The sequence below is a fragment of the Gemmatimonas sp. UBA7669 genome, assembly GCF_002483225.1.
In the GTDB taxonomy this organism is placed as follows: domain Bacteria; phylum Gemmatimonadota; class Gemmatimonadetes; order Gemmatimonadales; family Gemmatimonadaceae; genus Gemmatimonas.
Genome location: NZ_DLHL01000063.1, coordinates 194,944 through 207,656 on the forward strand (window position 1 = coordinate 194,944; position 12,713 = coordinate 207,656).

General features: G+C 65.2%; 10 protein-coding genes. 1 reads left to right on the plus strand and 9 read right to left on the minus strand.

Annotated elements, in window-relative coordinates; genetic code table 11:
* From rodA to rpsO, 9 genes are all read right to left on the minus strand, one after another.
* The gene (gene rodA, locus B2747_RS19775) at positions 1–1,263 is read right to left on the minus strand and encodes a rod shape-determining protein RodA (protein WP_291165151.1); all 1,263 of its coding nucleotides are present in this window, start codon (positions 1,261–1,263) and stop codon (positions 1–3) included.
* A 4-nt stretch (positions 1,264–1,267) separates the two neighbouring features.
* Positions 1,268–3,028: a penicillin-binding protein 2 gene (gene mrdA, locus B2747_RS19780; protein WP_291165154.1), complete on the minus strand. Its 1,761-nt coding sequence runs from the start codon at positions 3,026–3,028 to the stop codon at positions 1,268–1,270.
* A 52-nt stretch (positions 3,029–3,080) separates the two neighbouring features.
* Positions 3,081–3,563 (minus strand): rod shape-determining protein MreD, encoded by a 483-nt coding sequence (gene mreD / locus B2747_RS19785; RefSeq protein WP_291165157.1) that lies wholly within the window; start codon positions 3,561–3,563, stop codon positions 3,081–3,083.
* Positions 3,564–3,592: 29 nt separating this feature from the next.
* Positions 3,593–4,633, minus strand: a complete 1,041-nt coding sequence (gene mreC, locus B2747_RS19790; RefSeq protein ID WP_291165161.1) for a rod shape-determining protein MreC — start codon at positions 4,631–4,633, stop codon at positions 3,593–3,595.
* A 12-nt stretch (positions 4,634–4,645) separates the two neighbouring features.
* Positions 4,646–5,683 (minus strand): rod shape-determining protein, encoded by a 1,038-nt coding sequence (locus B2747_RS19795; RefSeq protein WP_026850734.1) that lies wholly within the window; start codon positions 5,681–5,683, stop codon positions 4,646–4,648.
* A gap of 233 nt (positions 5,684–5,916) precedes the next feature.
* Complete coding sequence (ald, locus tag B2747_RS19800; protein WP_291165167.1) at positions 5,917–7,032, minus strand: alanine dehydrogenase; 1,116 nt, start codon at positions 7,030–7,032, stop codon at positions 5,917–5,919.
* A 47-nt stretch (positions 7,033–7,079) separates the two neighbouring features.
* Entirely contained in the window at positions 7,080–8,423 is a 1,344-nt protein-coding gene (locus tag B2747_RS19805) for a M16 family metallopeptidase (RefSeq protein WP_291165371.1), read from the minus strand.
* Positions 8,344–10,542 (minus strand): polyribonucleotide nucleotidyltransferase, encoded by a 2,199-nt coding sequence (locus B2747_RS19810; protein ID WP_343125939.1) that lies wholly within the window; start codon positions 10,540–10,542, stop codon positions 8,344–8,346. Before B2747_RS19810 ends, B2747_RS19805 begins: the two co-directional genes overlap by 80 nt.
* Positions 10,543–10,623: 81 nt before the next feature.
* Positions 10,624–10,884: a 30S ribosomal protein S15 gene (gene rpsO, locus B2747_RS19815; RefSeq protein ID WP_291165173.1), complete on the minus strand. Its 261-nt coding sequence runs from the start codon at positions 10,882–10,884 to the stop codon at positions 10,624–10,626.
* Positions 10,885–10,999: 115 nt separating this feature from the next.
* Here rpsO and B2747_RS19820 point away from each other — a divergent pair, with 115 nt between their 5' ends.
* Entirely contained in the window at positions 11,000–12,703 is a 1,704-nt protein-coding gene (locus B2747_RS19820; protein ID WP_291165175.1) for a serine/threonine-protein kinase, read from the plus strand.
* The last annotated feature ends 10 nt before the right edge of the window (positions 12,704–12,713 follow it).

The window sequence follows — 12,713 nt, forward strand, 5'->3', positions numbered from 1 at the left end:
TCAGAGACCGAGGGCGTCCGGCTGCCCCCGACCTTCGGCCGAAATGCGAAGCAGTACGGCCACAGCCAGCCAGCTCACCATGAGGAATGAGCCGCCGTAGCTGAAGAACGGCAGCGGGATGCCCGTGACAGGCATCAGGTTGAGCGTCATGCCCACGTTCACCATGACGTGCACGAACCAGGCCGACATGAGCCCGAAGGCCACCAGACTCGGAAACATGTCCGCCGCACGGCTTGCCACCCGCGTACTGCGGAGGAAAAGCGCCAGAAAGAGGCCGAGGGCCAGCGACACGCCAATGAACCCCAGCTCTTCGCCGACAATGGAGAAAATGAAGTCGGTTTGGCGTTCCGGGATGAACTCGAGGCGCTTTTGCGTGCCCATGGTGAAGCCCTTGCCGAACAGGCCACCGGAACCAATGGCCACCTTGCTCTGCGTCACGTTCCAGCCCGAGCCCTGGCTGTCGATGGACGGGTCCAGGAACACCAACAGGCGCTTCTGCTGGTAGGGCTTGAGCGTATCCCAGAGCAACGGGGCCACCACGCCCATGACCACGTTGGCCACGACCAGCGCCACGCCTTCCACGAGGTAGGGGCGATACCAGAATACGAGGGCCACCAGCACGAGGAACCAGGCGCCCCACACGCCGGTGCTGAACGCCAGAATGAGACTGATGCCGGGACTGGCCAGCATGAGCAGCAGGGGCCAGGGCACGCCGGCCCAGAACAGCATGGCGAACAGAATGCCAATGAACGTGAGGGCCGTGCCGAGGTCCTTGGTGGCCAGCACCAGCACCCAGGGTACCGCCACCACCATGATCGGCTTCCAGAGCTCGCGCAGCGTGGTCACGGTATCGCGCTGCGCCGCCAGTACACGCGCCAGCATGAAGGTCGTGGCCAGCTTGGCCAGCTCAGCGGGCTGCCCGAGACGCACGCCACCGATGGTGAGCCATTGCTTGGTACTGGCGGCAGTGCCGGCGCCGGTGCCTAGAAACTGCAGCGCCACCAGCATCACGCAGGCAAGGACATAGAGCGGCCAGGCACTCCACTCGATGAGCCGCACGGAGCCCTGCATGACCACCCAGGCCACCACAAGCGACACGCCAAAGAACAGGGCCTGCTTCTGCCACAGCGTGGCGACACCCGCTCGCGGCGTTTCCACCTGTCCGGCAGAGTACACCATGGCGACGCCAAAAATGCTGAGCAGCAGCGCCGTGATGAGCAGCGGAATGTCGATGGACTGGCGCCGGAGAATGGAGGTCGGCATGCCGTCAGTCGGTAATGGTGTTGGCGATGGTCAGCGACGTCTTGAGATATCGCTCCATCAGCTTGGTGGCCACGCGAGCCGCCGACGAACCATGCAGCCCCTCTTCCACGATGATGGCCACGACGATCTTGGGATTGTCTGCCGGCGCGTAGCCTACAAACCAGGCGTTGTCCTTCTGACCGTTGACCTGCGCCGTGCCGGTCTTGCCGGCAATCGTGAGGCCCTTGATCTGTGCGCCAGCCGCGGTGCCGCGGGAGACCACGTCGGACAACGCGTCCTTGATGCCCTGCAGTTGCTCCGGCGTGAGATTGAGGATCTTTTCGCGCTGCGGTTCGCGGGCTACGATCTGCGGCGTGGCGGCGTAGCCATCGGTGGCCAGTGCCGTGTAGAACTTGGCCATGTTGATGGGCGTCTGCGCGTTGTCGGCCTGGCCGATGGACAGGCTGAGCACCACGGACGGATTCCAGCCGCGTGCTCCGTACTGCCGGTCGAAGTACTTGCGCGTATCCGGCCACGTGGACGTCTTCTCGAACGGCAGGTCCACGCCTGACTTGCGGTCAAAGCGCAAGCGCACGCCACCTGCCAGCAGGCTGTCGAGCCCGATGCGCAATCCAAGCTGATAGAAGTACACGTCGCAGGACTTGGCGATGGCCTCCGCCAGTGTGATGTCGCCGTGACCCTTCTTGTCCCAGCACTTGAACACGCGGCCCATCCAATAGCCGCCTGTGCAAGGCTGCGGCATGCGCGTGCCCATTGTGACCAGGCCGCGCTCCATGCCGATGATGGCTGTCGCCAGCTTCCAGGTGGATGCGGGCGCATACGTGCCGGCCACCGCACGATTGTACAGCGGCGTATGCTTGTCGCCGAGCAACTGGTTGTAATACGACGCCGGAATGCCGCCGATGAAGCGGTTGATGTCGTAGCTCGGCGCTGAGTACAATGCCAGCACGCCGCCGGTCTTGGGGTCGAGCGCCACAACCGCGCCACGCAGCGAGTCGCCGTAGTACTCGTGTGCGTACCGCTGCAGATCGATGTCGATGTTGGTGCGCAGTGGTGGTGGCGCCTCGGGCTGCACTTCGGGACGCACCCCGTTGTCCCGCACGACACGATTGCGCGCGTCAACTTCTACAAAACGTTGCCCCTCGCGGGCACGCAGCAGTTCTTCGTATTGTGCCTCGAGTCCCTGCTTGCCGATCTGCTGGCCGGCCTTGTACGACTCGTAACGCTCCTTCGCGAGATCGGCGTCGGAAATCTCACCGGTGTAGCCCACAAGCGCGGCAACCGCGGGCCCGTCGGGATAGTAACGCTTGGGTGAGTTCTGAATGATCAGCCCGGGGAATTCGGCGCGACGCTCCTCCAGCACCGACACGATCTGAAACGAGGCGTCGTTGAAAATCACGGCCGGTCGCGTGCGCGCCTTGCGGAAGCGACGCACGGCGAGCTCCTGCTGCGCCGAGTCGATGTCCACGACCGTGGCGAGCGTACGGAGCGCGGAGCGCAGCGAATCTTCCGTGGGACTCAGAATGGATACCGAGTAGCCCGGCAGATTCTCGGCAATGATTTCGCCGTTGCGATCGTAGATGATGCCGCGGGCACCGGGCAGTGGCACCTCGCGCAGACGATTGGACTCCGACGCCAGCAGATAGGTCTCATTCTCCAGCACCTGCGCGCGGAAGAACGCGCCCCCGAGCAGGAGGAAGAGACCGATCAGCAGCCCACGCGCCACGCGGGCCCGGCGCAGCACCGCATTGGGATGGTTACTCATGGTGGCTCACCTGCCGACACTCCTCGGCCGCCCGATGGCGGCCGGCAACACGTCAGCGCCCTGGTGGGCGGTACAGCGGACGGAACAGCACGAGCAGCAACACCGCCACCACCGCAGTCAGCGCCGCAGACAGCGGGGCCCACACCAGCAGAGAGACCGCCAGTGACGTGCCCAGTGCCGCGCCCATGAGCAGGGTGGTCGCGATATCAAATACCCACTTCCCCACAAAAACGAACAGGCCCGTCAGGCCCACGTGGTCGGCGAAGAATACCGCCTTGAGCCACGAGGCTCCAAAGGCGATAAGCGTCAACGCCAGCGTGCTCGCACCAAAGCTGTCGGGGGCCAGCGCATCCACCGCGAGCCCCACAAGAAACCCGGTGAGCGCCGCTACGCCGGGCCGGAGGCGCACGGCCGCGAACAACACGGCGATGAGTGCAAAGTCCACGGCCACACGGCCGGGAAAGAGCGGCCGCACGCCGAACTGCGCGAGCATGAGCAACACAAAGCCAGCAAGCCCCCGCAGAGCGCTGCCCAAGCCGGAACTACCTCCAGGTGTTGGGCGCACTAGCGCAGACCTCCCGGAGGCGGCCCCACCCGCTTGGTCGAATCAGGGCGGGGCATGGTTCCGCCACCGATGGTGTCAGCGCGCGCCAGACTGTCCGCCCGCAACGAGTCCAGCACGGCGCGTCGTGCCGTGAGTTCGTCGAAGGCGGCCTTGCGTGCGATGGAGTCGCCGGCAACGGCCACGGCGCGTGCGGCGCTGTCGGCAGCCGCCACGCTGGTCCACACGCCGTTCACGCCCTGTTGCGCACGCGCCGACTTGAGCACCAGCACCGGCCCAATGGCGTCCGGCAACACGACGGGACGCAGCAAATAGGTGCGCGCCCACTTCTCCGGCGTGGAGAGTTCACCAATGACCACGCCAACCGGTATCCCGCGCGGATAGGTCGCGCCGAGCCCGGAGGACACCACGAGGGTGCCTGTGTCGAGCTTGGCACGAAATGGCACGCCACGCATCTCCAGCAACCAACGTTCGGCGCCACTCGCCAGATGCGGCTGCACGATGCCAAACGCCGACTGATCCACACTCATGGCGCTGACGCGAAAGTCGGGGTGCGCCCAGGTGATGGCGCTGCTCGTGTACCGGTCGGTGCTGGCCACCATGCCCACAAGACCGTTCGCGGTCACGACCGGCGAGAACGTTTCCACGCCGACATCGCTACCGGCCGTAAGCGCGATCGTGAATTCGTCGCCGGGACGCTGCGGCAGCAACTCGGCGGGCACGAAGCCATCCTGCAGTCGCGCAGACAGGCCGAGCAATCCGCGCAGCGTGGCGTTCTCCTCGCGCACGGCGCGCATGGAGAACGTGTCCACCACGGCAGAGCCGCGGGCCTGCAACACATCGTTGCGCGACACGACGGCGGCACGCACGGTGGATGCACGCGCTTCGAGTTGCACCAGCGGCATGAGTACGGTGGCGCGCAGCGTGGCTGCCACCTGCTCGCGCACTCGACGCGGTGACACGAGCGCAATCAACCCCAGCACCAGACACACCAGCACGAGGCCGGTGTCGAGACGACTGTCTCCGCGGGCGTTCCGCGCCACGCTGCTGCTCCCTTACGTGGTGAGGACCGACCAGTACTTCTCTTCGTCGTCGAGGATCTTGCCCGTGCCGCGTACGACGCAGGTGAGCGGATCCTCGTCCACGTGAATGGGCAGCCCCGTCTCCTGACTGAGCAATACGTCGAGGCCGCGGATGAGCGCCCCGCCGCCCGTCATCACGATGCCACGATCGACAATATCCGACGCGAGTTCAGGCGGCGTGATTTCGAGCGCACGACGCACCGCATCGACGATCTGCTGGATGGGCTCCTGCACCGCTTCGCGAATTTCGCTCGAGTGCACGCGCACCGTCTTGGGGATACCCGACACGAGGTCACGACCCTTCACTTCCATCTCGCGCTCTTCGCCCACCGGATACGCCGAGCCGATCTGAATCTTGATCTGCTCCGCCGTGGGCTCACCAATCAGCAGGTTGTAGTTCTTGCGCATGAACTGCACGATGCTGATGTCGAGCTCGTCGCCACCCGTGCGAATGGACGTGTCGCTGACAATACCACTGAGCGCGATGACGGCGATTTCCGTGGTGCCACCACCGATGTCGATGACCATGTTGCCCGTGGGAGATTCCACCGGCAGGCCAACACCGATGGCCGCTGCCATGGGCTCGGTCACCATGAACACTTCCTTCGCGCCAGCACCCAGCGCCGAGTCACGCACGGCGCGCTTTTCGACTTCGGTGATGCCGGAGGGCACGCACACGATGACGCGCGGCTTCACCTTGAAGACGTGCTTGTCGATGACGAGCGTGAGGAAGTAGCGCAGCATTTTTTCCGTCACGTCGAAGTCGGCAATCACGCCGTCTTTCATGGGACGCACGGCCATGATGCCGTCGGGCGTACGGCCGAGCATACGCTTCGCCTCGAGGCCGACGCCCTTGATCTTCTTGGTCTCGCGATCGAGCGCCACAACGGACGGCTCGTTCAGCACGATCCCTTCGCCCTTGACGTAGATCAGCGTGTTGGCGGTGCCAAGGTCAACGGCGATGGCATTCGCCGGAAAAAACGAATTGGACTTGCTAAAAGGCCAGAACATCCAGGGGGCTCGGGGTGGCGCGCCCAGAAACGGGGCAGCGCCTCGATGAAAGACGGGCAGCGGCGGCTAGCGGTAAAGTATCGGTGCACGCGAAAGCGGACAAGCTATTGGCATTACGTGATCTAGACCACGTTATCCGCCTCCGGCTTCGGCTCCGCCTCAGGCTGCGGGCCCGAGACGGCAGCGGCCCCCCTGCCCGGCTGGACAGGGGGGCCGCTTCGGTCCGTCTTCGATCAACCGACGAAGCTGGCCGCGTCCACGAGGTCCATGCCGAAAGCCTCGGCCACCCCACGGTACGTGACCTGACCCTGCGACATGTTGAGCCCCTTGAGCAGCGCCGGATTCTCCGACAGCGCCCGCTTCCAGCCCTTGTTGGCCAGCTGCAAGGTGTAGGGGAGCGTGGCGTTCGTGAGGGCCAGCGTGCTGGTGCGCGGCACGGCGCCCGGCATGTTGGCCACGCCGTAGTGGATGATGCCGTCCACCGTGTACGTCGGGTTCTCGTGCGTGGTGGGCTTGATGGTCTCCACACAGCCACCCTGATCCACCGCCACGTCCACAATCACGGCGCCCGGTCGCATGCGCGCCAGATCCGCGCGGCGCACGAGCTTGGGCGCCTTGGCCCCCGGAATGAGCACGCCACCGATGACGAGATCGGCGGTGCTGATCTGCTCGAGGATATTGTGACGGTTCGAGTGAATGAGCTGCACGTTGGCCGGCATCACGTCGCTCAGGTAGCGCAGACGCTCGAGCGAGAGGTCCAGCACCACGACCTTGGCGCCGAGACCGGCGGCCATCTTGGCGGCGTTCACGCCGACAATGCCACCGCCAAGAATGACCACCTTGGCCGGCGCCACACCCGGCACGCCACCCAGCAGCACACCGCGGCCGCCAAAGAGCTTCTCGAGGTACTTGGCGCCTTCCTGCACCGCCATGCGGCCGGCCACCTCGGACATCGGGATGAGCAGGGGCAGGTCGCGATTGGGCAGTTCTACCGTCTCGTACGCAATGCACGTTGCGCCGCTCGCGAGATGCGCCTTGGTCAGCGCTTCATCAGCGGCGAAGTGGAAGTACGTGAAGAGCGTGAGGTCGGAGCGCAGATGCTGCCACTCGCTGGCAATGGGCTCCTTGACCTTGAGCAGCAACTCGGCCTTGCCCCACGCCGTCGCGGCATCGGGCACGATCTGCGCGCCTACAGCGCGGTAGTCGTCATCGTCGAACCCGCTGCCGATGCCGGCGCCGGTCTCGACAAACACTTCATGACCCAAGGCCGTCAGCGCTTCCGCACCTGCCGGCACCAGCGCCACGCGGTTCTCGTTCGTCTTGATCTCTTTGGGAACCCCGATACGCATATTCAGCTCGTGTAGAGTGGGGAGTGTCGCAGGGGATAACCGTTCGTTCAGCGCACGGCCTGGGGACCCAGGCTCACCAGCACATGGCGATCGGGGTTGAAGTACTCACGGGCGACTTCGCGCACCGTGTCCTCGTCGATGGCCTCAACCAGGGCCATCAGCTGGTCAACCGTGCGAAACGGCTCACCGTAGAGCGCGGTCGTGGCTGCACGATACATGCGCGACGACACGCCCTCCATGGACAGCACCAGTTGTCCGCGCAACTGCCGCTTGCCGGCCGCCAGCTCCTCGCTGGTGAGGCCGTTGGCCGCCACCTCATGCATGACCTCGCGTACGGCGTCGAGCGCCTCCTGCGCGGTGTCTGGCGCGCTGGCCAGATACACGCCGTGGGCGCCCGTGTCGGCGAAGCTGCTGTTGAACGTGGACACGCTATAGGCCAGTCCCAACTCTTCGCGTACACGCTGAAAGAGCTTGGAACTCATGCCACCACCAAGCAGCATGTCCACCACCGCGAAGGCGAAGCGGCGCGGATCGCCATAGGCGATGCCCTGCCCGCCCAACACGATGTGCGTCTGACCGATGTCGCGGCGCAGCACATGTTCGGCATGTGCACCGGCCGCTTCCACGGGATCCACCGCAAACGGTGTCATGTCGCCGCGCGGGCGCTGCGTCCAGCCGGCACGATCGAGCACATCGAGCAAGTGCTCGTGGTCCACGCGGCCACTGGCGGCCACCACCAGACGCCCCGGGTGATACGCGCGCGCGTGCAGTGCCTGCAAGTCGTCGACATCGAGCGCCCGCACGGTGTCACGCGTGCCGAGAATGGCGTAGCCGTGCGGATGATCACCCCACAACGCACGATTGTGCACGTCGAAGATGATGTCGTCTGGCGTGTCCTCCACCATGCTGATCTCTTCGAGGATGACCTTGCGCTCAAGCGCGAGATCATCGAGACGCAGCATGGGTTCGAACACGAGCTCACCAATCACCGTCGCCGCATCGGCGAGGTGTTCATCGAGCACGCGGGCCTGATACGACGTATGCTCGCGCTCGGTGTACGCGTCGAGCGAGCCGCCGAGTGTTTCGAGCGACAGCGCAATGTCCTGCGCGGAATACGAGCGGGTGCCCTTGAACACCATGTGCTCGAGCAGATGCGATACACCCATTTGCTCGGCCGACTCGTGCAACGTGGCCGCGCGCACCCAAGCCCCGAAAGCGACGGACCGCGCCCCCGGAACATGTTCCGAGAGCACGGTCAGTCCATTGGGCAGGTCCGTGCGTTGCAGCGTGGGCGCCGCAGCGCCCGAAGCATCAGCGCCGATCGCGACCACCGCCGTTCCGTCCACCGCGTCCACCGCGGTCACCACCACGTTCGCCACGCTCGCTGTCATCACGACGCGGGCGCTCGGCCGGCTCGTCGGGCATGCCTTCCGGCTTGGGCAGCAGCGCCTTCATGCTGAGGCGCAGGCGGCCACGCTCATCGCGGTCCACCAGCTTGACCGTGACACGATCGCCCTTCTTGCAGACGTCTTCCGGCTTCTCGACGCGTTCCCACTTCATCTCGGAGACATGCAGCAGCGCTTCGGTGCCGGGCATGATTTCGACGAAGGCGCCGAAGGCGGTCACCGTCTTCACCGTGCCTTCGTAGGTCTCGCCCACCACCGGCTCGGCGGTGATGGCCATGACCATCTGCTTGGCGCGCTCCATGCTCTCGCCACCGACCGCGGCGATGGTGACCGTACCGTCGTCGTCCACCGTGAGCTCGGCACCCGTCTCTTCCTGGATGCCGCGGATGTTCTTGCCCTTGGGGCCGATGAGCTCACCGATCTTGTCGACCGGGATCTGCACCGTCACGATACGCGGCGCGTACTTGGACAGTTCGGTGCGCGGAGCGGCCAGCGCCTTGTCCATTTCACCGAGGATGTGCAGGCGGCCTTCCTTGGCCTGCGACAGCGCCTCTTCCATGATCTTGAGGTCGAGCCCCTCGATCTTGATGTCCATCTGGATGGACGTGATGCCATCCTTCGTGCCCGCGACCTTGAAGTCCATGTCGCCGAGATGATCTTCGGTGCCAAGGATGTCGGTGAGGATCGCGTACTTCTTGCCTTCCTTGATGAGACCCATGGCCACACCGGCCACGGCCGCCTTCATGGGCACGCCAGCGTCGAACAACGCGAGCGAACCACCGCACACCGAGGCCATCGACGACGAGCCGTTGGACTCGAGCACATCGGAGACGATGCGGATGGTGTACGGGAACTCCGCGAAGTCGGGCAGCACACCCTGCAGCGCGCGCTCGGCCAGGTTGCCGTGGCCAATTTCGCGGCGGCTGGTGCCACGCATCGGGCGCACTTCACCCGTCGAGAACGGCGGGAAGTTGTAGTGCAGCATGAACGAGCGCGTGACTTCACCCGCCTCCTTGATGGAGTCGAGACGCTGCGCGTCCTTGGCGGTGCCAAGCGTGGCGGCCACGAGGGCCTGCGTCTGTCCACGCGTGAACAGCGACGAACCATGCGCACGCGGCAACACACCATTGTCGATGCTGATGGCGCGCACTTCGTTGGGCTTGCGGCCGTCGACGCGCAGACCGGTGTCGAGCACCTGCGCACGCAGCTCGTGATACTCCACGTCGCCGAGGATGGTGTGGATGTCCTTGGCGTTGTCGGGGAATTCGGCCAGCAGGCCTTCGGCCAACTCCGTCTTGGTGCGCTCCACGGCCTCGATGCGCGTGTGCTTGTCCTTCTGATTCAGCGCCTCGCGAATGCGGCCCGAGGCCAGCTCCTTGACGCGCGTGCTCACGCCTTCCGGCGTCTCCGCCTTGGTCCAGGCCATCTTGGGCTGCTGCACCTTGGCGAGCAGCTCTTCCTGCGCGGCGATGAGCTCACGGATGCCGTCGTGCGAGAGGCGCAGCGACGCGAGCACGTCCTCTTCGGACACCTCGAGTGCGCCACCTTCGACCATCACGATGGAATCCTTCGAGCCGGCCACGACGAGCTCCATGTCGGAGAACGCGAGCTGCTGGAAGGTGGGGTTGAGCACCCAGTGACCCTGCACACGACCCACACGCACACCGGCGATGGGGCCGAGGAAGGGAATCTTGGACGCATTCAGCGCAAAGGACGCGGCGACGAGCGCCAGCACATCGGCGTCATTCTCCTGGTCGGCGGAGATGACGTAGATGAAGACCTGTACTTCGTTCTTGAAGCCTTCCGGGAACAACGGCCGGATGGACCGGTCGATGATACGCGCGGCGAGGATTTCGTGATCGTGCGGGCGGCCTTCACGCTTGATGAAGCCCCCCGGGATCTTGCCGGCGGCGTAGGTCTTTTCCTTGTACTCGACCGTCAGGGGAAAGAACGGGAGAGGGCTCTGGTTGTCACTCACCGTGACAGCGGCGAGCACCATGGTCTCGCCGAAGGTGACCACGGCCGAGCCGGCCGCCTGCTTGGCCATGCGGCCCGTTTCGATCACCAGGGGGCGGCCCGCGAAGGTCCGCTCGATGCGATGCATCATTTGCTGTAGTGCCTCATGAGAACGCAAATCGCGCGGAAGGCATGATTGCCCCCGCGCGACAACGCGACGTAAGCCGGCTTAGTACCGGAGTCCAAGGTCCTGCACGAGCGTGCGATACTGCTGCACGTCCGTACGCTTCAGGTAGTCAAGCAGCCGGCGGCGCTTGCCCACCAACTTGAGAAGGCCACGGCGGCCGTGGTGATCCTTCGCGTGCGTGCGGAAGTGACCCGTGAGATAGTTGATCCGCTCAGTGAGGAGCGCGATCTGAACGCGGGTGGAACCGGTATCCCCTTCGTGGGTCCGGAACTTATCGATCGTGGTAGCCTTGTCGAACGCCATCGTCGTAGTATTCTCAGCCGTTACAGGCGCGTTCTACGCGCCGCGGGTCCTTGCGCCCAATTGCCGGTAGCACGGTAGCTTACACCACTCCGCCCCGCCTGTAAAGGACTAAAGCGTGCCTGAAAGATATCTGGGGCGAATCGTCAGCAAGTATCGGGTCACCCGCCATCTCGGCACGGGGGCCTTCTCGTGGGTCTACGAAGCCATCGACCAGGACCTTGAGATCCCGGTCGCCCTCAAGATTCTGCGTCCGGAGTTTGCCGGACAGCCTGAGGCCGAATCGCGCTTCCGACGGGAGGCGGCCACCGCCGCCAAGCTCCGTCATCGCCATATCGTGTCGGTGCGGGACGTGGGGCTGGTGGACGGCGCGGTCTTTGTCGCCATGGACCTGTACCCCAGCACCCTGGGCCGGCGCCTGGCCCTGGTCGGACGCTTGAGCGAGCCCGACTGTGTTCGACTTGGCATCGATGTCGCGGCCGGCCTCAGCCACGCGCACGCCAGCCAGATCGTGCATCGGGACATCAAACCCGACAACATCCTGCTCGACGATCAGGGCTCCGCGGTGCTGGCAGATTTCGGGCTGGCCCGCGCGCTCACCACCATCACCGCCGAGCATGCGACGGCGGCCGTGCAGGGCACGCCCCACTACTTCAGCCCCGAACAGGCCCGCGGCGCCGACGTGGACGGTCGCAGCGACTTGTATGCACTTGGTGTCACGCTGTTTCGCGCGGCCACCGGTCGCCTGCCCTTCGAAGGCGACGATTGGTACGCGGTGTCGCGGCAGCACATTGAAGAACCCGCGCCGTCGGCACGCGAGTTGGTACCCGAGTTGAGTGAAGAATTTGATGCGGTGCTGCAGCGCCTGCTCGCCAAGGCGCCAGAGGCACGTTATGCCAGCGCACTGCAATTGGTCGATGCGCTCGCGGCCCTGCCCTCTGCCCCCGCGTCGGCCGCGCCCTCGCTGCGTTCGGCATCACACACCATCGAGGCCTGGCCCACCGCGCAAACCGCGCCAACCCCCGTTGCATCAATGCGGCGTTGGGTGCGGCCAGCGTTCGGCGTCGCTGCCGTGCTCACGTTGCTTTCGGTTGGACTCTGGCTTGCAGGACCTGAGCGCTGGGGATTGGCCGGACTCGGCGGCCCAGGTGTCACGCCACCGATCGACAGTCTGGGAGCCGCGCAAACGGATACCACGCGCGTCGCGCAGGCGACGCCACGGCCAGTTGGTGCCGATACGCTGGCCGCAGGCGACAGCATGACCCGTGACAATACCGGCAACACCGCTGGCAATACGCGTCCAACGGGTACGGCGTCGGGCAACCGCGACCAGGGCACCGGCACCAAACCGTCACGTGTTGTACAGTGGCAAATCAGCAGCAGCGACAGCGCGCAGCTCTTCATCGACAATCGCGCCGTTGGGGTTGGTGCATTCACGGGTGAGCGCGCGCTCACACCGCGCACCACGGTACGTGCGGTGTTGCCGTCGGCCGCCGCGACGTGTGCGTGGGCGTCGCGCGACACGGTGCTGACGGGACTTCGAGCGGGTCAGACCGTCATGCTCTCGCTGCCCGTACGTCACTGCGTGGCGGTGCAGTTCGATATCGAGCCTCGCGACGCGCGGGTGCTCATCCTGCCGCTCGACGGTGGCCTGCGTTTCGAAACGCGTGCCGACAGCGCTGCGATGCTGGAGTTGCCGTCGGGACGCTACGAAGTGCGCACTTCGGCGCGTCGTTGCTTCACCATTACCGACACCATGACGGCCATGCGGCCCGCTGATGGATCGCCAGTGAGTCGTCGCCTTCGGTTGCTCTGCAACTGAGGCGACAGGC